The sequence below is a fragment of the Inquilinus limosus DSM 16000 genome (assembly GCF_000423185.1).
Lineage (GTDB): Bacteria > Pseudomonadota > Alphaproteobacteria > DSM-16000 > Inquilinaceae > Inquilinus > Inquilinus limosus.
On the sequence record NZ_AUHM01000018.1, the window covers coordinates 1 to 22,733 of the forward strand.

The 22,733-nt window shown below is 66.9% G+C and carries 20 protein-coding genes; 13 read left to right on the forward strand and 7 right to left on the reverse strand.

The window, feature by feature from the left end:
* From G537_RS38290 to G537_RS42940, 4 genes are all read left to right on the forward strand, one after another.
* Window positions 1–210 (forward strand): transposase (locus G537_RS38290; protein ID WP_034851947.1); only part of this gene is annotated, 210 nt, incomplete at its 5' end.
* A gap of 493 nt (window positions 211–703) precedes the next feature.
* Window positions 704–2,731 (forward strand): ATP-binding protein, encoded by a 2,028-nt coding sequence (locus G537_RS38295; RefSeq protein WP_034851949.1) that lies wholly within the window; start codon window positions 704–706, stop codon window positions 2,729–2,731.
* 98 nt (window positions 2,732–2,829) lie between these two features.
* Window positions 2,830–5,097: a Z1 domain-containing protein gene (locus G537_RS0116325; RefSeq protein WP_211230403.1), complete on the forward strand. Its 2,268-nt coding sequence runs from the start codon at window positions 2,830–2,832 to the stop codon at window positions 5,095–5,097.
* A complete protein-coding gene (locus G537_RS42940) occupies window positions 5,081–6,067 on the forward strand; it encodes a PD-(D/E)XK motif protein (protein ID WP_081688848.1) in 987 nt (328 codons plus the stop codon). The genes G537_RS0116325 and G537_RS42940 overlap by 17 nt, the downstream gene beginning before the upstream one ends.
* Here the strand turns inward: G537_RS42940 and G537_RS42945 are convergent.
* Window positions 6,064–7,557, reverse strand: coding sequence for a DNA cytosine methyltransferase (locus tag G537_RS42945; protein ID WP_034851952.1), 1,494 nt, complete (start codon window positions 7,555–7,557; stop codon window positions 6,064–6,066). The two genes, G537_RS42940 and G537_RS42945, sit on opposite strands and share 4 nt — an antisense overlap.
* 40 nt (window positions 7,558–7,597) lie before the next feature.
* Window positions 7,598–8,080, reverse strand: coding sequence for a very short patch repair endonuclease (locus G537_RS42950; protein ID WP_081688849.1), 483 nt, complete (start codon window positions 8,078–8,080; stop codon window positions 7,598–7,600).
* Window positions 8,081–8,303: 223 nt separating this feature from the next.
* On the opposite strand from G537_RS42950, the gene G537_RS0116335 reads away from it, so the two are divergent.
* Together G537_RS0116335 and G537_RS0116340 are read left to right on the forward strand one after the other, a co-directional pair.
* Window positions 8,304–9,026 carry a TerC family protein gene (locus G537_RS0116335; RefSeq protein ID WP_026871035.1) on the forward strand — a complete coding sequence of 241 codons (723 nt, stop codon included), beginning with the start codon at window positions 8,304–8,306 and terminating at the stop codon, window positions 9,024–9,026.
* A gap of 479 nt (window positions 9,027–9,505) precedes the next feature.
* The gene (locus tag G537_RS0116340) at window positions 9,506–9,877 is read left to right on the forward strand and encodes a PRC-barrel domain-containing protein (protein ID WP_026871036.1); all 372 of its coding nucleotides are present in this window, start codon (window positions 9,506–9,508) and stop codon (window positions 9,875–9,877) included.
* A gap of 137 nt (window positions 9,878–10,014) precedes the next feature.
* Here G537_RS0116340 and G537_RS38300 read toward each other — a convergent pair whose 3' ends face one another.
* The 4 genes from G537_RS38300 to G537_RS38305 all read right to left on the reverse strand — a co-directional run bounded on the left by G537_RS38300 (window position 10,015) and on the right by G537_RS38305 (window position 13,492).
* Window positions 10,015–10,821 carry a calcium-binding protein gene (locus G537_RS38300; RefSeq protein WP_051248483.1) on the reverse strand — a complete coding sequence of 269 codons (807 nt, stop codon included), beginning with the start codon at window positions 10,819–10,821 and terminating at the stop codon, window positions 10,015–10,017.
* A 265-nt stretch (window positions 10,822–11,086) separates the two neighbouring features.
* Window positions 11,087–11,326, reverse strand: coding sequence for a DUF2630 family protein (locus G537_RS0116350; protein ID WP_026871037.1), 240 nt, complete (start codon window positions 11,324–11,326; stop codon window positions 11,087–11,089).
* A gap of 188 nt (window positions 11,327–11,514) precedes the next feature.
* Window positions 11,515–12,591, reverse strand: a complete 1,077-nt coding sequence (locus tag G537_RS0116355; RefSeq protein ID WP_026871038.1) for a branched-chain amino acid ABC transporter substrate-binding protein — start codon at window positions 12,589–12,591, stop codon at window positions 11,515–11,517.
* Window positions 12,566–13,492 (reverse strand): EamA family transporter, encoded by a 927-nt coding sequence (locus G537_RS38305; RefSeq protein ID WP_064742152.1) that lies wholly within the window; start codon window positions 13,490–13,492, stop codon window positions 12,566–12,568. The genes G537_RS0116355 and G537_RS38305 overlap by 26 nt, the downstream gene beginning before the upstream one ends.
* Before the next feature lie 57 nt (window positions 13,493–13,549).
* Between G537_RS38305 and G537_RS0116365 the strand changes: the two genes are divergently transcribed.
* Complete coding sequence (locus G537_RS0116365) at window positions 13,550–14,146, forward strand: CGNR zinc finger domain-containing protein (RefSeq protein ID WP_051248484.1); 597 nt, start codon at window positions 13,550–13,552, stop codon at window positions 14,144–14,146.
* Here G537_RS0116365 and G537_RS0116370 read toward each other — a convergent pair.
* Window positions 14,143–15,513 (reverse strand): serine hydrolase domain-containing protein, encoded by a 1,371-nt coding sequence (locus tag G537_RS0116370; protein WP_026871040.1) that lies wholly within the window; start codon window positions 15,511–15,513, stop codon window positions 14,143–14,145. The genes G537_RS0116365 and G537_RS0116370 overlap by 4 nt on opposite strands.
* A gap of 244 nt (window positions 15,514–15,757) precedes the next feature.
* Here G537_RS0116370 and G537_RS0116380 point away from each other — a divergent pair, with 244 nt between their 5' ends.
* The 6 genes from G537_RS0116380 to G537_RS38310 all read left to right on the forward strand — a co-directional run bounded on the left by G537_RS0116380 (window position 15,758) and on the right by G537_RS38310 (window position 22,706).
* Window positions 15,758–17,077: an ABC transporter substrate-binding protein gene (locus G537_RS0116380; RefSeq protein WP_026871041.1), complete on the forward strand. Its 1,320-nt coding sequence runs from the start codon at window positions 15,758–15,760 to the stop codon at window positions 17,075–17,077.
* Between the two features lie 215 nt (window positions 17,078–17,292).
* On the forward strand, window positions 17,293–18,174 hold the full coding sequence (locus G537_RS0116385) for a carbohydrate ABC transporter permease (protein ID WP_211230404.1): 882 nt from the start codon (window positions 17,293–17,295) through the stop codon (window positions 18,172–18,174).
* Window positions 18,175–18,177: 3 nt separating this feature from the next.
* Window positions 18,178–19,005, forward strand: a complete 828-nt coding sequence (locus G537_RS0116390) for a carbohydrate ABC transporter permease (protein ID WP_026871043.1) — start codon at window positions 18,178–18,180, stop codon at window positions 19,003–19,005.
* Between the two features lie 222 nt (window positions 19,006–19,227).
* Entirely contained in the window at window positions 19,228–20,835 is a 1,608-nt protein-coding gene (locus G537_RS0116395; RefSeq protein ID WP_026871044.1) for a GMC family oxidoreductase, read from the forward strand.
* A gap of 11 nt (window positions 20,836–20,846) precedes the next feature.
* The gene (locus tag G537_RS0116400; RefSeq protein ID WP_026871045.1) at window positions 20,847–21,602 is read left to right on the forward strand and encodes an SDR family NAD(P)-dependent oxidoreductase; all 756 of its coding nucleotides are present in this window, start codon (window positions 20,847–20,849) and stop codon (window positions 21,600–21,602) included.
* Between the two features lie 198 nt (window positions 21,603–21,800).
* Window positions 21,801–22,706: an endonuclease III domain-containing protein gene (locus G537_RS38310; RefSeq protein ID WP_155888629.1), complete on the forward strand. Its 906-nt coding sequence runs from the start codon at window positions 21,801–21,803 to the stop codon at window positions 22,704–22,706.
* The last annotated feature ends 27 nt before the right edge of the window (window positions 22,707–22,733 follow it).

Sequence of the window (22,733 nt, forward strand, 5' to 3'; positions counted from 1 at the left end):
GACCGGACGCCGGACGCCATGCGCGTCCGCCGACAGACGGCCGAGCACCCGTTCGGCACCCTCAAAGCCTGGATGGGCGCCACCCATTTCCTGACCCGAGGATTACAGCGGGTCAGCACCGAGATGAGCCTCCAGGTCCTCGCCTACAACTTCAAGCGCGTGATCTCGATCCTCGGCGTCGGCGGCCTGCTCCAGGCGATCCGGGCCTGATATCCGATCTGCCCAATCTGCTTTGCCGGTAGCACGCCGACACCCCCACCTGCCCTCACCAAACACGCGTTTCCACACAGCCTCGGTCGGGATCGGACGGCCGGGCCTCGCCCGCCTCGCCATCGCTCTGCGCCATGTCCATGGAACATACCATGAACATAATCGCGAGTTAACGCAACTGCGCACTGTGCGCGGCGCCTGTGTTCACCCGCGTGTATCGGCGAAGAAAACCGTGCGCCAATCTTGTGGCTGGAAGAAGCTGACGGTCGGCCGCACCGCTGCATCCTAGACACCCGACGACGCTCTCAATTTCGGGCGCGCCTGCTACACCGTATTCCGTGTACCGGGCGAGGAGTCGGTGGAGATTGCCCCTACCGGCTTAGGTCTTGAGTCTTCCTCAATTGGGCGTCATCGTTGTTGGAGACTCCCGGCCGCCACTAACCGGCGAAGGGATCGGACAAGCCTCATTTCGTTCTTTGCTCAAAGTTCTGCCATGAAATTCCTGATCCTGCGAGTCCTGACCCATAGTGAGCTCGGGATGTTTCATGAATATCGACGGCAAGGGAAAGAAGGATCCAAACAGCGCGCCATCAACTTTGATAGTGATGTCGTCGATCGTGTTTTCCCAGCAGCGCTGGATACGGATCGCATCTCGCTCATTCTACGATATGATACTGACGCTGGAGTGATAACGAAGCCACACTGGCTATCGCGCCAAGCGAAGAATTGGCGACTCGAAGGAAACTGCCCCAAGGACCGGATCTATGAATTTGTAGAGCCAGGGTGCCTGTTCGCCATGGAGGTCGATGCGGGCACCAATCCTGCAATCGGTGCTTGGGTAGTGTTCAAAGCAGGTGATGAAGTAACCATTACTGCCTTAGCGGACGGCGCCACCGCCGGTCTGGCGCGGGCGGGCATGATTGCGCTGCACGGGCGGGAGGGCTCACGTGTGTGGCGACTGTTCAATGAGGCCCGACCGGACATGTTTGGGGCAGCTGAGGAGATCGTCGAGCCTATGAACGAGGTCAACAAACATACGGCCGGCAAGCGGCTGCCGCCTCATCCCCAGCGGTTGGCGGAGATCATCGCCAACACAGGGCATGACCTTTCAAGCGCCGTTGCGGACATCGTTGACAATGCGATCAGTGCCGACGCTACCGAGATCGATATCGTCTTCTCGCCACCTAATGGCGGTCACGGGCGATGGCTGACGATCCGGGACAACGGTCACGGCATGTCAGAGAACGAGCTCGCCGAGGCAATGACGCTGGGGAGCGATGTCGAATACGAGGCGAACAGCCTTGGCAAGTTCGGTTACGGTCTCAAAGGGGCGTCCTGGTCGCAAGCCCCCGTATTTACTGTTGTTACCCGCCGCCGGGGTGGGCCGGTTAGTCATCTCACCTGGGACAGGGAGAATCTACGAGACTGGGTGGCCAACAACTCGCCCCTCGAAGAGTGGGAGCAGGAGGCCACCGTCCTTGGAGAACAAGGTACAGTCGTTCTTTGGAAGGACATGAAGCCGCCGGCCGTGGGTCCGACTGTGCCGGGCGTCTCCCCCTATTCCGCCGAGGTCATGGAGCTTGGTCGCCATCTCGGTCTAGTCTTCCACCGCTTTCTTGAGGGGGATGCGAAAAACAGGAAGAAAGTTACCATTCGAATCAATGACATCCCCGTGGAACCTAACAATCCTGTGGGACACCCCCTGGCCGAGCACTACGACGCTAAGCCAATCCGAATGCCCACGAGTTCCGGTGACGAGACGATCACAGTCCAGCCATTCGTCCTCCCTTCGGAGGACGAAATCAGGCAGCACCACAAGGCGGATGGTCCGGAAGTGGTCAACGCTGTGCTCGGGCGCGTCGGGCTCTACGGAAAGCGTAACGAGTCCCAAGGTCTTTTCATTTACCGGAACGACCGCCTGATCAAGTGGGGCGGCTGGCATCAGATGTGGTCCACTTCCGACGAGAAGACGAAGCTCGCCAGGGTTATCGTCTCCTTTGGAGCCAAGCTTGATGCGACATTCCACATCAATATCACCAAGCGTTCGGTGAGCCTGCCACGGTCCCTGCAGGAAGAAATCAAAAAGCTTGCAACACCCGCCCGAAATGCAAGCAAAAACAAGTACAAGAAAGCTCCCTCACCTCCGCCAGCACCTCGACCGGGATCTTGGTCCGCGCCACAGCCCAACCAAGTGCCGGTATCGCCGTCGGGAGGCGGAGTGCCAACGGGCCCGCTAAGCGGCGGCGTTTCAGAACCCCCTGCTGCTCCTCCTCCGCTGCCAGCGCCGACGAGGCCACCCGTTAACTATAGGCCGGTTACGACGGATCGCTTCGCGTGGAAAGTAGCACAGAATCTGACCGGCGGACGCGATCTGCAGGTGAGCGACCGCCTGCCGGAACTCGCAGCTCTCGCGCGGCGTCTCGCCACCGATCCTGAAGGGACGGGCGAGCTCGCAGCGTTCCTGACGGTGCTCGATCAGAAGGGTGTGCAGCCCTTGCTGTTGGACTCGGCCGAGGGCTGATGTCGCAGCTTCGTATCCTTGCGACGCCGCCCTCAGCGCCTAGTTGGGTGGACCGGTTGGCAGGGGGCCCGTGGCCAATCTGGGACCGGCTTGAGCACATGCTCCTGAGCAACGGACGCTGGCAGCCAGATCAGGTCCGTTCACTTGCGACCGAATCCTTCCGGGTACTCCGGCACCTACGGGATCCACTTACAAATGGACGCTTCAGCGGGCGCGGGCTCGTCGTTGGATATGTGCAGAGCGGGAAGACCGCAAACTACACCGCCGTCGCAGCCCGCGCTGTAGACGCGGGATATCGCCTGATTGTCGTGCTTTCCGGAATTCACGATGCGCTACGCGATCAAACGCAGGCTCGCCTCGAACGGGAACTGGTCGGCTTGTCTGGAGAATGCGAAGACCCTCTAGACTGGACCTTACTCACCGGACGGGAGGCCGATTTCGAAGGCACAGATCCGGCTATCCTGTGCCGTAACGGCGCCTTTCTGGCGGTCATCAAGAAGAACACACATATCCTGCGGAAGTTAATAGAGTTTCTTGAATCCGCAGGAGCACTTGTTGAAAATCTTCCGGCACTCATTATTGACGACGAGGCTGACCAAGCCTCAATCAATACGAAAGGCAACCGGACTCCGGACCCAGCGCTTGATGACGAGGAGGATGCCAGCGACCAAGCTTCCGCGCCTTCCCCCACGAACAGGTTGATCCGAACCCTCCTTGGGCTCCTTCCTCGGGTGAGCTATATCGCCTATACAGCAACACCGTTCGCCAACATCTTCATAAATCCTCAGGCGCTCGACAGGGAGGTGGGTGAAGACCTGTTCCCGCGTGACTTCGCCCTACAGTTGCCGAGACCGGAAGGCTATACGGGAACCGAGGAGCTCTTTGGCGTCTCGGCGCAAGGACGCGATGTCCTGAGGCCGGTCCCGGACGACGACGTCGGATTGCTGCGCAGCTCCCGCCGGCGTCCGAGCGCCGGGATCAAAGTCGGCCCCGCTGAGGCTCTGATCCCCACCTCCCTCTCGGACGCCTTTCTCACCTTCTGCCTCGCTGGCGCCATTCGGGAACTTCGCCCCGGTTTTGCGGATCAACCGCATACGATGCTAGTCCACGTTAGCTCGCGGACCGCGGACCAAGCCCGCATCGCGAACGCTCTCAAGGACCAGCGTGAGATCTGGCAAGAAGCGCTTCAGCAAAGGCAGAGGCTGGACGATCTTTTCGCCGGGATTCTGCGGAATCATCTAGCAGGCGTCGAGCTTCCGGGTGAAGAAGAGGAAATCGTCGCGCGCGCCTGTCGGGTAATGGCCGGGCTGGAAATCCTCGAGCTCAATAGCGTCGCAGGCGAGAACCTTGAGTACGACCGCCATCCCGCGCGTCATCTCGTTGTGGTCGGCGGCAATAGGTTGTCCCGCGGTCTCACCTTGGAGGGCCTGACGGTCTCGTACTTCCTGCGGACCACCAATATGGCGGACACACTCTTGCAGATGGCCCGCTGGTATGGCTTCCGGACCGGCTACGAAGACCTCATACGCATCTGGACCACTGACGGCATAGCCCACTGGTTCACGGAGCTCGCGCTTGTGGAGCAGTCACTGAGGGACTCGCTTCGAGCCCTGGCGCGCGCCGGCCGCCGGCCGGATGAGATGGCGATCCGCCTGCGGGCGCACAGCGGTCTATTGTTGACCGCCCGGAACAAATCGGGGCTTTCAACGGAGGTCCAGGACTCCTGGTCCGGCGAACATCCCCAGACGGTCATCCTGCCGCTGGCCACCCCCGATCGCTTGGCTGAGAACCGACTGCTGACCGAACGTCTTGTAAGCAGTATCGGAGGTGGGCGGCAGGTCTCCGGTGGCTGGCTGCTTCAGGACGTGCCGCCTGAAATTATCTGCGAGTATCTCAGACTCTATCGCACCCATGATGATGTGGTTGCATTTCGAGGCCACGAGCTGGCGGACTGGATTACAGGGCGCGTCGAAGCAGGAGAACTATTGTACTGGTCAGTATTCATCGCCGGTTCCCATGAAGGCGCCATCACAAAGGTCGGCGGATTGCCGACTGGTGTTGTTACCCGATCCCGTACGAGTTCCGAGAGTATTGGCATCCTGATCGATCCACGGCATGAGGGGGTCGACCTGCCAAGTGGCCCGGAGGCGTACCGTCGGCGGAATGGCAACTACGACGCTGAAGCCATGCGCGCGGCTCGCCCATCGACGCAGGGGCTCCTCATCCTATACCCGCTTGATCCAGGTCCTCTTGGAATCAACGGAACAGACGCTGTGATCGCTGTGGCTTTGAGCCTGCCACGGACGTCTGACGGCGCACACACCTCTATCGTCAATCGAGGGGTCCCGGATGGCAGAGGAGCCTAATCCGGAGCTTTGGGCCGAGCTGAGGACTGGGCGTCCGATCTCGGACGATGGCTTGGTGACGCGCGCCGTTCGTCATGGAGACGAAGATACTTTGATCCTCATGGGGATGGACGCCGAAGGGGATCTCCATTTGCTTGTACCAGTGACCGGTGGCCCGCCAGGTCAGGATTACCCTGACCTGAACGGGCTGAAGGTTCGCCATCGCGTTACCGATGAAGGACAGTTCCTAGGCCTAGTGGCAACGGCTCCGCACGAGCGCGTCTTTACCCCTGTTTGCCGGGAGGTAGTACAGGCAGTGCATGTTCACAATCGCGAGCCGTGGGCTGCCGTCGCATCCATCATCAGGCAATGGCAATCGGCTTGGCGCCTTACGCGCCAGTATATGAATCAATCTACCCAGATCGGCCTCGCCGGCGAACTTATTATCCTCGCCAAGATCATGGTGCCTGCACTTGGACCGCGCGCTGTTTTGCTCTGGAGTGGCCCAGAGAGTGAACGCCATGACTTTATATCTGAAAATCTTCATATTGAGGTAAAGACCACTCGCGCCAGCCGACATGAGCATGAAATTTCTCGTTTGGATCAACTCTGGATTCCGCACCGCCGTCGTCTTTTGCTAGCCTCAGTACAGCTTGAAATATCCATTGGGGGCGCACTCACGCCTGCATCACTTATTGATGAAGTCATAGATGCCATCCGGACAGATCCTGCTGCCGTTGACGATTTCCTACTTAAGCTCTCACATGTCGGCTGGTCAGATGAGATGAGGAGCTCCGGAGAGCTCATCCGTTTCCATCTCCGCGGAGCAGCAATATACGATGTCGACGAGGAGTTTCCGCGCCTCAGTGAGGACTTCCGCCTGCCTTCCGGAGTATTGGCAATACGCTACACCGTTAGCCTTGCCAATCTCCCATCGCTCGGTGTGGACGAAGTTATTGAAATGGTAAAATCATCACAGCATTTGGCCTAGATCACCGCTGCTTTTAACGGCGACTCTGCCAACGTATTTGCAGCGATTCGGAGATCTTGATCGATTATCTCGGCGAGAGTAAACGCCATCAATGGAGGCACTGCATTCCCGATCTGACGAAAGGCTGGGTTCATGGTGCCGCTAAAGACGAAGCCATCCGGGAAGGACTGCAGGCGGGCCGCCTCGCGAACCGAAATTGTTCGCGCCTGCGCTGCGTCATAGTGAATATGAGAATAGGTGTCTTTTCCGATATGAGCCATAAGGGTCCGAACAGGGAAGTCTGGTCGGAGCTTCCACCAGCGATTGGGGAATTTGGATACATCATAGGGCGGGACGATACTGGTCCATAGCCTGTGGTACTCCGGTGTCCCCTGCCTTACACCTCGTTGCGAGGCCAATCGGGCTGCAATCCGCGCGGCCGTCGCATGTGCCTCCGGATATTCTGCACCTGGCCGCATCTCGGCGAACGTAAGATGGTCCCGAGGAAGGTAACGGATAACATGATCCCAGACGCCTTTGTTCGACGTGAACGCGGGCCAAGTCCGCATCTGGATCGCATAAGGCGACGGCTGGCGGTCCGTGCGATATGAGGAAAGCTCATTGAAGCGCCGGGCGCCTCGACTCACCGAGCGTCCGTTGATAGGCGCAAGATCTCCGATCGCCTCCTCGGCGGTGATCGCGGCGGGCAGTCCCTCATGACCGAGATCCGGTGAAACATATCCCGAGCCTCCGAGGAGATCCACATAACGCAGAGCCACCGCACGTGTCCCCGCATAGCCTGGCGGCAACTCAACATAGTGCGTGGCCTTTGGAAAACGGACCGTTAAGCCAAGCTCATTTCTATAGGCAATCAGATAAACACGATCCCGCATTTGGGGAACGCCGTGAAAAGCCGAATTGATCAGCGAATATCGCGCCGTGTACCCGAGGTCACCAAGTGCCTCAACGATCTCCTCCGCCACATTGTGATGCCCGTAGTGGAGGATGTCAGGCACGTTCTCCATCAGAACGGCAAGAGGCTGAAATGCCCGGACGTAAGCCAGATACCGAAGATACAAATTGCCCCGCGGGTCGACCCGGAACGCTTCCGGGTGATCTGCCACTTCTCGCAACTTGGCGCGACCGACTCGGGCATAAGCCTGACAAGGAGGACCGCCGACGAGTACGTCGACGGCATGCTGGACTTCACCCAGGCCAAGCTCCTCCGCCAGAGCCGCCGGGTCCATCTTTGTCATATCTCGGGGACGAGCATGGATCGCGAATACGTCTCGTTCCAAATGTCCGTGGAAGTTCGTCGCATGTGTGAGGGCCGCCAGAGGATCAATCTCAAGAGCGCCTTCGATCCGGAAGCCGGCTCGCTGAAAGCCCAGGCTGATTCCGCCGGCACCTGAAAATAGATCGAGGATGCGTGCGGGCTCGCCTTGACGAAGTCTCTCCAGTTTGCGGAAGAGGACAGGATCTTGGGGGCCGAATACGGCCTTCACATTCATTTCGCCTTCTGATCCCCCCATCCCGCGCGACTCGGCTGAGTCAGTCATAATTTTGCACCATACTGCGCCCGGCCGTGGAGCCGGCTGGGCCTAGGTGGTCAAGCAAGACCCGCGTCAGTGTTTCCCGGTCCCCGATCTCACATTCCCAGACCACCAGCGGCGACCACCCTAGCTCGCAGAGTTCTTTCAAGTTTGACTCGTCGCGCTCCGCATTGCGGCGCAGCTTGGCCTCCCACCACTCCCGCCGCGCGCGAGGAAGCACCGAGTTCCGGCAGCCGTGGCGATGCCAGAAGCAACCGTGCACAAGGATCACTTTGCGACGGCTTGGAAGAACGATGTCGGGCCGCCCGGGCAGATCCTTACGATGAAGTCGGAAGCGGTAGCCGAGTCGGTGCAACAAACGGCGCACAACATATTCGGGCTTGGTATCACGGGCGCGTATGGCGGACATGTTCCGGCGACGGGCTTCCGGAACATCCGTGAAGTTTGGCCGGGTCGGCACAGCAGAGGTCCGAGACTGCATCAAAGGGTCATCCGCGAGCGACACATCTCTTTAAGCAAATCCTGATTCTTGGTGAGCTACACCTTCTCCAACATCGCAAGCTTGCTCTCGCTACGCCAGCGTCAGGTAGGTTCGAGGCTCCAGTGAAGCTGCAGCTCTGACCATCTTCGGGTTCCCTCCCCCTCCGTCCTGCGCTAAACCAGCGCCCGCCTCGCCACAGCTCCCCGCCACCCCGGACCCCGCCATGACCGACTGGTTCTCGCTCGCCGAGTTCACCGCCCTGATCCAGGTCGTCATCATCGACGTGGCGCTGGCGGGCGATAACGCCATCGTCGTCGGCATGGCCGCGGCGGGCCTCGCGGCCGACGAGCGGCGGCGCGCCATCGTCTGGGGCATCGTCGCCGCCACCGTGCTGCGAATCGTCTTCGCCCTGTTCACCACCCAGCTGCTGCAGATCGTCGGCCTGCTGTTCGCCGGCGGCATCCTGCTGCTGTGGGTGTGCTGGAAGCTGTGGCGCGAGCTGCGCGCCGACCACGCCGCCGAGGCCGCGGCGCTGGACGGGGACGAGGCGGTCGCGGGTGGGGACGGTTCCGGCGGAGGGAACCCCCTCCCCCTATCCCCCTCCCGCGAGGGGAGGGGGGACTCGAATACGGCGGCCCCGGCGGCGGCGGCCCCCACCAAAACCTTCCGCCAGGCCGTCACCCAGATCGTGGTGGCCGACGTGTCGATGTCGCTCGACAACGTGCTGGCCGTGGCCGGCACCGCGCGCGACCACATCGAGGTGCTGATCGTCGGCCTCGCCCTCTCCGTCGCGCTGATGGGCCTGGCCGCCAACTTCGTCGCCCGGCTGCTGCACCGCCACCGCTGGATCGCCTATGTCGGGCTGCTGATCATCCTCTATGTCGCGATCAAGATGATGTGGGATGGGGGGCATGAGATCTGGGCCGTCGCACAGCCCGCTTCATAACGCATCTGGCGCGGCCGGGGCGGCGGTCCGGGCCGGTGTCGCTGGATGGCCACGCCCCTGCGGGGCTCGCCATGACGAATCGGGGATCGGGGTTGGCATTGTCCTGGGGCGCCGGCGCTCCCCCTCACCCTCCCGTCGCTGACGCGACGGGCCCCTCCCTCTCCCCGAGGAGAGGGAAGACGGGCCGGGCGCCGGTGAAGGCGGGGCCGGCGCGGGCTGGGAGAACCCCCTCCCCCTAGCCCCCTCCCGCGAGGGGAGGGGGGACCGGAAAAGATCCGGCGCGAAGGCGGAACGCTGCAAGGGCTCAGCGCGGGCCCGGATCCGGCGATCGGGGGTGGAACCGGGAGGGCGGATTTTCCCGTTGGACGTGCATCAGCGCGCGGAGACGGCCATGCGCCATCGCGAGACGACACCGCCGGACCGCGGCGGCGCGGCGTCGGCCGGCCCGCCGCCCTTCCCCGTCATTGAGGAGATCCGGTATGCGTCGTCTGGCTCTCGGCCTCGTCCTCCTCTCGGCCGTCGCGGGCACGGCCGTGGCGCAGGACAAGCCGCGCTTCGTCACGCCCCAGTCCAATGACCTGCTCGGGTCGAACCTCGTCGGCGCCGATGTCCGCAACCGCGGCGGCGAGACCATCGGCGAGATCGAGGACGTGATCATCGCCAACAAATCCACCATCCGCGGCGTCGTCGTCTCGGTGGGCGGGTTCCTCGGCATGGACGAGCACTATGTCGCGATCGACCCCGCCGCCCTCGACCTGCAGCGCGAGGGCGACGACTGGCGGGTGACGCTGGACGCCACCAAGGACCAGCTGCGGGCGGCGCCGCAGGTCGACTACCGCGGCCGGAGATAGGCGCGGCGCCGGGCCTGGCCGAAAGCCCCCTCCCCCTGCCCCCCTCTCGCGAGGGGGAGGGGGACAAGGATGCCCAGGCCCGGCCCGCGCGAGGAGACGGCGGGTGGCGCCGCGACGGTCCCACCCGCCGGACCCGGTCAGACGAGGACGAAGTCGTCGGCCTCGAATTCGTTGACGAGGCGGCCGAGGAAGAGGACCTGCCCGGCCGCGCCGAGGTCGAGCACCGTGCCGGAGGATTCCTGGCTCAGATTCGCCAGCGGGTCGAAATTGTCCGCGAAGCCGGCGAGCCGGACCACATCCCGGGACGAGTCGAAGTCGGTGATCGTGTCGCTGCCGGGCGCGTCGGCGCGGAACACGAAGGTGTCGGCGCCGCCGAAGCCGGCGAGGAAATCATCGCCCTCGCCGCCTTCGATCGTGTCGTCGGCATTGCCGCCGAAGACGGTGTCGTTGCCCTTGTCGCCGAACAGGTTGTCCGCCGCGTGCTCCGCGAGCTCCTGATTGGCGACGGCGCGGATCAGGTCGTCCCCGTCGCCGCCGAAGATCGTGTCGGCCGCGACGTCGCCGCCGCGGAGGATGTCGTTCCCCTCGTCGCCGAAGACGCGGTCGCCCGTGGGGTCGTTCCAGGCGATGACATCGTTGCCGGCGCCGCCGAAGACGATGTCGCTGCCGGCCATGCCGCCGACGCTGTCGTCGCCGTCGCCGGCGAAGACGAGATCGTTGCCGGCACCGGTGTTGATGTCGTCCTTCCCGTCGCCGCCGTCGAGCAGGTCGTCGCCGGCATTGCCGGCGAGGGTGTCGTCACCGTCGCCGCCGGACAGCAGGTCCGACAGCTCGGCGCCCGTGAGGGTGTCGTCGCCGCCGAGGCCGAAGGCGATCAGCATCTCCCCGGCATTCGCGGTGATCGTATCGAGTCCGTCGGTGCCGAATTCCAGTCTGATGGACATGGCTCGCTCCTCCTGGGTCGAATGATTGCCGACGTATCCGGTATAAGCGTCCGTGAGGCCCCCGGCCTGTTACCGGCGTAACAGCGTCCGAACCGGAGCCCCGGGGCCGGCCGATCTCGCGATGCGTTCAGGTCGGGTGCCGCGCCGCTGAGCGGCGGGGCCACGCGTGCGGGAGGCCGCTCGTCGCCGACATCCCCCTGCGGCCGGGCCGTGGTTATGGTGCACCCGCCGACGCCGCGCGGGCACTAACCTGGATCAGCTCCGCTCACTCGTCGCGGTAGCCGCGGGCGGCGCCGGCGGGGCGCATCCGGGCGCCGTCGGGGTCCTGGCCGTATTCGCGCAGGGCCCGGCGGTGGCGCAGCAGGTCCCAGGCGCGGTCGAGCTCGCGCTCGATCTCGCGCAGCCGCTTCAGCTCGGTGTCGGTCGGACGGCCGCGGGCCCACAGCCGCTCCTCCTCCGCCACCAGCTTCTCGATCCGGTTCAGCACCGTCCGATCGCTCGCCATGCGAAGAGAATAACGCAAACCGCCGGTCTGGTCCGAGACCGTTTGGAAATGCGCTGGCGCGGCCGTCTGACGGCGGTTTCTCCGCTTCCGGTGCTCATTCCGGTGCTCACGGACCTTTATGTCCGCTGCGCTCCGGTTCTCGAAACCACCGCCAGCCGACTCACGCCAGCGCATTTCCAAGCGGTCTCTCAGGGGGAGCGGCCCTTCGGCACCATCGCCACCTGGGCGAAGCGGCCGCCGCGCACGACGTGCAGCGCCGTCACCGCCGCCAGGTTGTCGCCCTTGCCGTCCCAGCGCACCGGGCCGGGATAGGCGACGCCGCGCCACTCCGTCCGGCGCAGGGCTTCGAGCACGGCCTCGCGGGACGCGGCGGCGTCGCGCAGCGCGGCGAGGGTCAGCGCCGCCGCGTCATAGGCGTTGACCGCGTAGTTCAGCACCGGGCCGAAGCGCCGCTCGTAGCGCGCCACCATCTCCCGCGCGCCGGGGACCACGCCCGGCTGCGGGCAGGCGGAGAGGACCAGCACGCCCTCCCCCGCCTCCGCCGCCGGCCCGGCGGGGTCGAGGAAGTTCGGCCGGTCCCAGCAGCCGTCGCCGGCGGCGAAGAGAAGCGTCCGGCCGGCCCGGCGCAGGGCCGAGAGCAGCGGCGCGCCCTCATAGGTGCCGCCGTAGAACAGCACGTCCGTCTCCGCCGGCAGGGCGGCGACGAGGCCGTCGAAGCCGGCCTCGCCCTCCGCCACCTCGCGCCGCGCCAGGACGGCGCCGCCGGCCCGGGCGAAGGCGTCGGCGAAGCGGCCCGTCATGCTGCGCCCGTAGGTGGTGGCCGTCGCCACCAGGGCGGCGCGGCGCTTGCCGAGGGCCTGGACGAGGTGCAGGGCGATCGCCGCCGCGGTGTCGTCGTCGCGGGCGGTGAAGCGGAAGACATTGTCCCAGCCGGAGTCGGTCAGCGCCGGGTTGGAGACGATCGGCCCGACCAGCGCCAGCCGCGCGTCGCGGCAGAGCGGCGCCGCCGCCAGCGCGACATTGCTGTTGTAGGGGCCGATCACGGCCAGGACCGAAGGGTCGGCGGCGAGGTCGCGGGCCATGGCGAGGCCGGCCTGCTCCTCGCCCGCATCGTCGCGCTCCACGAGCTCGACCTCGAGGCCGGCCGCGGTCGCCTCCTCGACCGCGAGGCGGACGGCCTGCGCCATCTCGCGGCCCAGCGCGGCGCCGCGGCCGGACAAAGGCGCGCTGACGCCGATCCTAGCAGCGGGCGCCGACAGGGACATGGCTCTCCTCCTTCCGCCTGCGCTTGGCTTCCGGCGGGTCGAGCATCAGCAGGGCGACGAGCGAGCCCAGCACCAGGGCCCCGCCGGCCAGCATCTCCGGCGTCGCGGCCTCGCCGAGCACGGCCCAGCCGAGCGCCACGGCGACGATCGGGTTGACGAAGGTGTAGGTGGCGACCAGCGGCGGCGACACCCGCTCCAGCAGCCAGACATAGGCGCCGAAGGTGACGATGGTGCCGAGCAGCGTCAGATGCGCCCAGGCGAGGCCGGGCACGCCGGCGAGGCCGGCCGGGTCGACCCGGCGCCACTCCCCGGTCGCGGCGGCGAGGCCGAGCAGCACGAGCCCGCCGGAGATCAGCGCCATGCCGGAGAGGGCGGCCGCGGGGACCTCGGACTGCCGCTCCGACACCACCGAGCCGAGGGCCCAGGACATGGCGGCGCCGAGCAGCATCAGCATGTCGGTCAGGGCCGGGCCGGCGCCGGCGAGCTCGCGCCAGGCGATCAGCGCCACCCCGGCGAAGCCCGGCACCAGCAGCAGCAGCGTGCGCGGCCGCGTCGGCTTCTCCAGCGGCAGCACCAGGCCGATCAGCGCGGTCCAGAACGGGATGGTGGCGAGCAGGATCGAGGCGAGGCCGGAGGGCACGCGCTGCTCCGCCACCGCCAGCACGCCGTGGCAGCCGACGAAGAACAGCAGGCCGCAGGCGGCGCCGGCCAGCCAGTCGCGCCAGCCGGGCCGGGCGCCGCGGGCGCGGGCCAGGCCGAACAGCACCAGCCCGCCGGCCAGCGAGCGCGAGCCCATCAGGGTGAAGGGCGGGATCGCGGGCAGCGCCAGGGCGATGGCGAGATAGGTCGAGCCCCAGACGAGGTAGATCGCCGCGAAGGCCGCCGCGAGGCGGAACCGCATGCTGGCCATCCGTGCCTGTGGATATAACCTTATAGGAGGTTACCAAGGAGGCAACGGGTGGCCGGAACGGGCGGTTCCCGATCTCAGGAGGCGAAGGCGGAGGAGCTGTGCATCCGCTTCGTCAACACCATGGCCTGGCGGCTGCGGCGGCCGCAGGAGGAACGGCTGCCGACGCCGGAGGCGCTGCTGCGCTGGCTCGGCGCCAACGGGTTGGCAGAGGAGGCGCAACTGGCCCGCATCGCGCCGGACCGCGCGGCGGAGCTGCATGCGGCGGCGCTGGCGCTGCGCGAGGCGATCTACGGCGCGTTCCGGGCGCTGATCGCGGGCGCGGCGCCGGCGGCGGAGGACCTCGCGGTGCTCAACGCCCGGCTGGCCGGGCCGGGGGCGGAGCTGGTGCCGGAGGGCGGCGGCGTGGCCTGGCGCCCCGGCCCGGCCGGCCCGCCCGGCCTGCTGCGGCCGATCGCGCTGTCCGCCGCGGCGCTGCTGACCGGCCCGCGCGCCGGCCGGGTGCGGCAGTGCCAGGACGCGCAAGGCTGCGGCTGGCTGTTCATCGACGAGAGCCGGGCGCAGAACCGGCGCTGGTGCTCGATGGGCGATTGCGGCAACCGCGCCAAGGCCAGCCGCCACCGGGCGCGGCTGCGGGCGCGGGCCTAGCCGGCCTCGTAGCGCCGCTTCAGCTCCGCCGCCAGCCTGGCCTCCGGCAGCAGCCGGCTGCCGGCGTAGCGGACCTCCGTGACCGCGCCCTTGCGGTCGCGCTCGAGCTCCACCACCTCGCCGTAGCTGTTGTAGCCCTGGGCGCGGGTGATGCGGCCGCGGTCCGGACCGTCCGGCGTGATCTCCGGCGCATCGAGGAAGGGCGTCGGCAGCGCCGGGTCGGCGACCAGCACCTTGTTCCCGGCCGGCACCAGGTCGATCGTCCGCCAGGTGCTGCACCACCGGCCGGCCCAGCCGGCGGTCTTCGCCGCGGGCGCGCCGTGCCTGGCGACGGCGGAGAGGATGTGGACGATGCCCTCGGCCCAGGGGTTGGCCGGGCCGTCCACCGCATTGGTCAGCACCGAGACGGCGATCCCCTGCCCCGGCAGCACCACGGTGCGGCTGATATAGCCCAGGAAGGCGCCGCCATGGCCGAACCAGGCGAAGTCGCCGGTGCGGCCGATCATGGTGCCGAGGCCGTAATGCCGCTCCACCTCCGCATCCGGGTTGCGCCATTGCGGGCGGATCATCTCGCGCCGGCTCGCCGGCGACAGGATGCCGTGCTTCGCCTCGGGGTCGAGCCGGCCGAAGAACAGGGCGAGGTCGCGGGCGGTGGAGACGAAGCCGGTGGCGGAGGCCAGCGCGTTGGTCGGGGTCGTGCCCGGAATCGGCATCCGCCGACCGAGCGGCTGCTTGCCGCTGTGGCCGGTGGCCAGCGGCGTCGCGCCCGGCGACGGCAGGTCGGGCACCGTCTCCTCGAGGCCGGAGGCGGCGACGACCTCGCGATGGATCCAGTCGGAATAGGCCTCGCCGGTCACCGCCTCGATCACCAGCCCGAGCAGGCCGAAGCCGAAATTCGAGTATTTGAACCGGGTGCTGGCCGGGACCGGCGCCGGCTGGGCCAGGGCGTCGCGCAGCTCCGCCTCGTTCGGGAAGGGCTTGCGGTCCATCCAGTGGTCGGTGTCGGCGCCGTCGCGGCTGAGGCCGGCCGAATGCGACAGCAGCTGGCCGATGGTGGCGGATGCGACCGAGGGGTGCAGCCCGTCGACATGGCGGCCGGCCGGGTCGTCGAGGCCGAGTTTCCCCTGCTCGCGCAGCTTCAGGATGCCGACCGCGGTGAAGGTCTTGGAATGCGAGGCGACGCGGAAGCGGTGGCGCGGCGTCAGCGGCGCCTTGCGGCCGAGCTCGACCGTGCCGAAGGCCTGCTCCAGCACGATCCTGCCGTTCTCGGCCACGGCGACGACGCAGCCGGGCTGCTCGGTCAGCCGCATCTGGAAGTCGAGCCAGCGCGGGACGTAGTCGAGGGCGGCGGGCAGCCACTTCGCCATGGGAGCCGAATCCGTTCCTGAGTCGCGAGGCGCACAGGCTCTCACGAAGCGGACCGGCCCGCACCTCCGCGCTTGACTCCGGCCAGGTGCTGGATGAACATCTGTTCATTGGATGAGCAGAATCACAAGCTCAGCCGATCGACCGTCAGGCGCCGTCGCCCCCAAATCGGCGTAGGCTTCCCGCCGGAAGAGAGCGAGACCGCGAGAGACGCGGCTGTGGAGGAACAACCCGAGGAGGCCCACCATGTCCTGGAAGATGTGCAAGGCCCTGGCCGGAGCGGGCGCGCTGGCGCTGCTGCTCGCGTCCGGAGCGGCGACGGCGCAGCAGAAGCTGACCATCGCCACGGTCAACAACGCCGACATGATCATCATGCAGCGCCTGTCGAAGGACTTCGAGAAGGAGAGCGGCATCGCGCTGAACTGGGTGGTGCTGGAGGAGAACGTGCTGCGCCAGCGCGTCACCACCGACATCGCCACCAATGGCGGGCAGTTCGACGTGCTGACCATCGGCACCTACGAGGTGCCGATCTGGGGCGCGCAGGACTGGCTGCTGCCGATGGACGACCTGCCGGCCGACTACGACATCGAGGACGTGCTGAAGCCGGTGCGGGACGGGCTGTCGCATGAGGGCAAGCTGTACGCCCTGCCCTTCTATGCCGAGAGCTCGATGACCTTCTACCGGAAGGACCTGTTCGAGAAGGCCGGCCTGACCATGCCCGAGCAGCCGACCTACGAGCAGATCAAGGAGTTCGCGTCCAAGCTGCACGACCCCTCGCACGAGATCTACGGCATCTGCCTGCGCGGCAAGCCGGGCTGGGGCGAGAACATGGCCTTCGTCGGCCCGCTGGTGAACACCTATGGCGGCCGCTGGTTCGACGAGAACTGGAACGCGACCATCGACACCCCGGCGTGGAAGGAGGCCATCACCTTCTATGTCGACCTCTTGAAGAGCTACGGCCCGCCGGGCGCACCGTCGAACGGCCACAACGAGAACCGGGCGCTGTTCGCCAGCGGCAAATGCGCGATGTGGATCGACGCCACCTCGGCCGCCGGCTACCTGTACAACCCGAAGGACTCGACCGTCGCCGACAAGGTCGCCTTCGCCCAGGCGCCGATCGCCAAGTCGCCGAAGGGCAACCACTGGCTGTGGTCCTGGGCGCTGGCGGTGCCGAAGTCGACCAAGGCGCCGGACGCGGCCAAGACGTTCATCACCTGGGCCACGTCCAAGGCCTATATCCAGAAGGTGGCGCAGAGCGACGGCTGGACCGTGGTGCCGCCCGGCACCCGCGCCTCGACCTATGCCAACCCGGAGTACAAGAAGGCCGCGCCCTTCGCCGACTTCGTGCTGAAGGCGATCGAGACCGCCGACCCGAACGACGCCACGGTGGAGAAGGTGCCCTACACCGGCGTGCAGTTCGTCGGCATCCCGGAGTTCCAGGCGATCGGCACCGAGGTCGGCCAGCAGATCGCCGCCGCCCTCGCCGGCACGGTCTCGGTCGACCAGGCCCTGAAGGCCTCGCAGGAGGCCGCCGACCGGGCCATGGTCCAGGGCGGGTACAAGTGACGGCCTGACCCGCCCATCGAAATCGCTATCGCGATTTCGCCCCCTCACCCGGAAATCCTGGCGGATTTCCGACCTCTCCCCGAGGGAGAGGTAACCAATCCCTCTCCTCGGGGAGAGGGAGGGGCCCGGCCCGACAGGGCCGGGAGGGTGAGGGGGTGTGCGGTGCCACGGACGAAATCACCGCGCCTCCGCGCAGTCAGGAAAGGATGCACGCCATGGCCGCCATCGCCTCGACCCGGCGCAAGGCGACGCTGCTCCTCGCCCCATCGGTCACGGTCCTCTTGCTGTGGACCTTCGTGCCGCTGGCGGCGACGATCTACTTCTCGACCCTGCGCTACAACCTGATGAACCCGCTGCGGCGCGGCTTCGCGGGGCTGAACAACTACATCTACCTGGTCGGTGACCCGGCCTTCTGGGACGCGATCCAGAACACGCTGGTCCTGGTCGGGGCGGTGCTGGCGATCACCGTGGTGCTGGGCACCCTGATCGCGATCCTGCTGGACCAGCCCTTCCCCGGCCGCGGCATCGTCCGGGTGCTGGTCATCGCGCCCTTCTTCGTCATGCCGACGGTCAGCGCGCTGGTCTGGAAGAACCTGCTGCTGCACCCGGTCTCCGGCGTCCTGACCTGGGTGGCGCGCGCAATCGGGCTCGAGCCGATCGACTGGCTGAGCCAGGCGCCGCTGGCCGCGATCATCATCATGGTCGCCTGGCAGTGGCTGCCCTTCGCCGTGCTGATCCTGCTGACCGCGCTGCAGTCGCTGGACCATGAGCAGCGCGAGGCGGCGCGGATCGACGGCGCCGGGCCGATCTCGATGTTCTTCTTCATCGTGCTGCCGCATCTGATGCACGCAATCGGCGTGGTCATCATGGTGCAGACCATCTTCCTGCTCTCGATCTTCGCCGAGATCCTGGTCACCACCAACGGCGGCCCCGGCACCGCCAGCACCAACCTGACCTATCTCGTCTACCGGAACGGCCTGCAGCAGTTCAACGTCGGCGCCGCCTCGGCCGGCGGGGTGGTCGCGGTGATCCTGGCCAACATCGTCGCCTTCTTCCTGGTGCGCGCCCTGGCCCGCACCCTCAAGCGGGGAGGCTGAGCCATGGCCGTGAAACGCTCCGCGCGGCAGACCCTCGGCGTCACAGTCCTGGGCTGGGCGGTTGGGCTGGTGCTGTTCTTCCCGATCGGCTGGATGGTGCTGACCAGCTTCAAGACCGAGGTCGAGGCCTTCGCCACGCCGCCGTCGATCTTCTTCACACCGACGCTGGAGAACTACGCCGCCGTCGAATCCCGGATCGACTATTTCCACTACGCCCTGAATTCGGTCTACATCGCCTTCGGCTCGACCTTACTGTGCCTCGTCATCGGCGGGATGGCGGCCTATTCCATGGCCTTCTTCCCGACCAAGCGCACCGACGGCACGCTCTTGTGGATGCTGTCGACCAAGATGATGCCCGCGGTCGGCGTGCTGGTGCCGATGTATCTGGGCTTCCGCGACCTCGGCCTCCTGAACACGGTCATCGGCATGGTGCTGCTGATGACGCTGGTCAACCTGCCGATCGTGGTGTGGATGCTGTACACCTATTTCCGCGACTACCCGCGGGAGATCCTGGAGGCGGCGCGGGTGGACGGCGCCGGGTCCTGGCAGGAGATGGTGCACATCCTGCTGCCCACCACCCTGCCCGGCATCGTCTCGACCTCGCTGCTGACCATCATCCTGAGCTGGAACGAGGCGTTCTGGAGCATCAACCTGACCGGGCCGGACTCCGGGCCGCTGACCGCCTTCATCGCCTCCTTCTCCAGCCCCGAGGGGCTGTTCTGGGCCAAGCTCTCCGCCGCCTCGACACTCGCCATCGCGCCGATCCTGGTGCTGGGCTGGCTGTCGCAGCGCCAGCTGGTGCGCGGCCTGACTTTCGGGGCGGTGAAGTGAGTGCCGGCGGCTCGATGCATCACCTCTCCCGCGGGGCGGGAGAGGTCGGGCGTCCGCAGGACGACCGGGTGAGGGCTGGCACCGGCCTCGACAAACTGCCCTCACCCGGAGCCGCTGGCGCGGCTCCGACCTCTCCCGCAAGCGGGAGAGGCGACATTGCGGAGCGGAACGGCCTTGTCGGCTGCTCTTATCCGACACGAACGGCCAGGACCACCACCCACCATGGCTGACGGCTACGACTTCATCATCGTCGGCGGCGGCAGCGCGGGGTGCGTGGTCGCCAGCCGGCTGGTGGCCGAGCGGCGGGCGCGGGTGCTGCTGCTGGAGGCCGGGGGCCGGCGCGGCAGCCGGCTGCTGGACATGCCGGCCGGCTACATGAAGTTCCTGAACCAGGACACCTACCTGACCCTGAACGAGACCCTGCCGCAGGAGCAGCTGGGCGGACGCGCGCCGATCATCCCGACCGGCAAGCTGCTGGGCGGCGGCAGCGCGGTCAACGCCATGGTCTATATGCGCGGCCGGCCGCAGGACTATGACGGCTGGGACGCGGAGCTCGGCGGCAACTCCGGCTGGGGCTGGGCCGACCTGCTGCCCTATTTCGTCAAGCAGGAGGGCAACGACCATCTCGGCGCGCCCTTCCACGGCACCGACGGGCCGCTGAAGGTTTCGCATCTCGGCCAGCACTGCGCGATGAGCCGGGCCTTCGTCCAGGCGCTGCAGGGCATGGGCGTGCCCTACCGGCCGGACTTCAACGCCGGCGAGCAGGCGGGCGTCGGCTTCATGCAGCACACCATCGATGCCGCGACCCGCACCCGCTGCAGCGCCGTCGCCGCCTTCCTGGCCCCGGTGCTGGGCGACCCGAAGCTGACGGTCGAGACCGGAGCGCTGGTCACCCGCATCCGCGTCGAGCGCGGCCGTGCCACGGGTGTGGACTACGTCAAGGACGGGCAGAGCCGCCGCGCCACGGCCGGCGAGGTGATCCTCGCCGCCGGCGCCTACGCCTCGCCCAAGCTCCTCATGCTCAGCGGCATCGGTCCGGCCGAGGCGCTGGGCCGGCACGGCATCGCGGTTGTGGCGGACCTGCCGGGCGTCGGCGCCAATCTGCAGGACCATCACGAGGTGCCGGTGATCGCCGCCACCAACGGCGCTTATGGCTATTTCGGGCGCGACCGCGGCCTGCCGATGATCCTGGCCGGGCTGCAATACCTGCTGTTCAAGACCGGCCCGGTGACCACGACCGGCGTCGAGGCCTGCGCCTTCATCGACCCGGATAGCGAGGACCAGAGCGACCCGAAGCTGCAGCTGTACTGCGTGCCGACGGTCTATCTCGACCGCGACGTCACAGGCGTGGCGCCGACCGACGGGGTGACGCTGAACGCCTGCCTGATGCGGCCGAAGGCGCGCGGGTCGGTGACGCTGCGATCGGCCGATCCCGCCGACCCGCCGCTGATCGACTGCGCCTTCTTCGGCGACCAGGAGGATCTGCGCCTGTCGGTGGCCGGGCTGCGCTATGCCCGCCGGGTGCTGGCCGCCGATCCGGTGCGGCGGATGGTGACCGGCGAGATCTTCCCCGGCGCCGCCACCACCAGCGACGACGACCTGGCCGCGCATTGCCGGCGCACGGTCAAGACCAACTACCACCCGGTCGGCACCTGCCGCATGGGGCCGGAGAGCGACCCGACGGCTGTGGTCGACCGCACGCTGCGCGTGCGCGGGGTGGAGGCCCTGCGCGTCATCGACGCCTCGATCATGCCGCGGGTGACCAGCGGCAACACCAACGCCCCGGTTCTGGCGGTCGCCGACCGGGCGGTCGACCTGATTCCGATGTGATGGAGAAGACCATGTACCGCGAGAAATTCGACCTATCCGGCCGCGTGGCGGTGGTGACCGGCGGCGGCCGCGGCATCGGCCGGGCGACCTGCGAGGCGCTGGCCGAGGCCGGCGCCAAGGTGGTGGTGGCCGAGATCCTGGCCGATATCGGCGCGGACACGGCCAAGGCGGTGGGCGGGGAGTTCATCCAGCTCGACGTCACCGACCCCGACGCCGTGACCAAGGCGGCCGACGGCGTCCAAGCCAAGCACGGCCGGGTCGACATCCTGGTCAACAATGCCGGCATGGCGCGCAACAGCGACGCGCTGGAGACCAGCGACGAGGAATGGCGCAAGGTCATGGACCTGAACGTCAACGCCGTGTTCTGGTGCGCCCGCGCCTTCGGCCGCCACATGGTGGCGGCCAGGCGCGGCAGCGTGATCAACATCGGCTCGATGTCCGGCATCATCGTCAACAAGCCGCAGGGCCAGGCGCATTACAACGCCAGCAAGGCCGCGGTGCACCTGCTGACCAAGTCGCTGGCCTGCGAATGGGCGCCGCACGGGGTGCGCGTCAACGCCATCGCCCCGGGCTACATCGCCACCGACATGACGCTGGCCGGCCGCACCAAGAAAGAATGGTACGATACCTGGATCGAGATGACGCCGATGGCCCGATGCGGCGAGCCCTGGGAGATCGCCGCCACCGCCCTGTTCCTGGCGGCCGACGCCTCGGGCTTCTTCACCGGCGCGATCCTGGGTCCGGACGGCGGGTATACGGCCTGGTGATCAGGCCCCGCCTCGAATAAGGGTCGTCATGGCGAGGCGCGCAGCGCCGTGGCCATCCAGGGGCCGGTGCCGCTGGATGGCCGCGCCCCTTCGGGGCTCGCCATGATGGGATTGGAAGGCCCATCATCCCGGCGTGCCTCTCTGATTCGATTCGCCCGAGTTCTTCTTTTGTTCTAAATTTCCGGCATGGTCGACGCCATGCCCGCCACCGCCCGCCTGATCCGGATCGACGCTGCTCTGGCCGCCGCCTTCGGGCCGCCGCCGCGCTGGCTGTATCCCGACCCGGTCGAGGTGCTGGTGCTGGCGCTGCTGTCCGCGCGCACCGAGGATGCGGTGGCGATGGCCGCCCACCGCATCTTGCGCGTCCGCTTCCCGCGCTGGCAGGACCTGCTCGACGCCGATCCGGCTGTGATCGAGCGGCTGATCGGCCGCACCACCTGGCCGGACAGGAAGAGACAGACTCTGCAGGAGGCGCTGCGGGCGCTGCAGGCCGCCCGCGGCCGGCTGGAGCTGGACTTCCTGGCCGGGAGATCGGCCGCCGATGCCGTCGCCTGGCTGCGGCAGCTGCCCGGTGTCGGACCGAAGACGGCAGCCTCGGTGCTGCTGTTCAGCCGACTGCGCATGCGCGCCCTGCCGGTCTCGACCGGTCATCTCCGCACCGCGAAGCGGCTGGGGCTGGTCTCCCGCCGTGCCGGCGCCGAGGCGGCGCACGGACCATTGCTGGGAATGCTGCCGCCGGACTGGGACAACGATCGGATCGAGCGGCACCACTGGCTGATCAAGCGGCTGGGCCATGGCCACTGCGCCGACCGGCGGCCCCGCTGCGGCAGCTGCCCGGTGCGGACGCTGTGCCCCAGCCGCGGCCGCATCCGTCCCGCGCCGGAGCATGCCGCCCGCCAGCTCGCCCTGCCCTTCCCCGTCTCAGGTTTCGTCGCCGACAGCCCGATGAACTCAGCGGAAAATCTTGCTTTGGCATCCCGATCCAAGAGAACGAAGCCTTCTTTTTTGAGCGAAACCTCTCGCCCGAATGTCCGCCCCCGTGCCGATCTGATAAATTTCCCAAAAACGGAACAGCCGGAGGCCCGCCCGTCTGCCAGGACGTGAACCACCGATTCCCATTTCGGAGGGTTC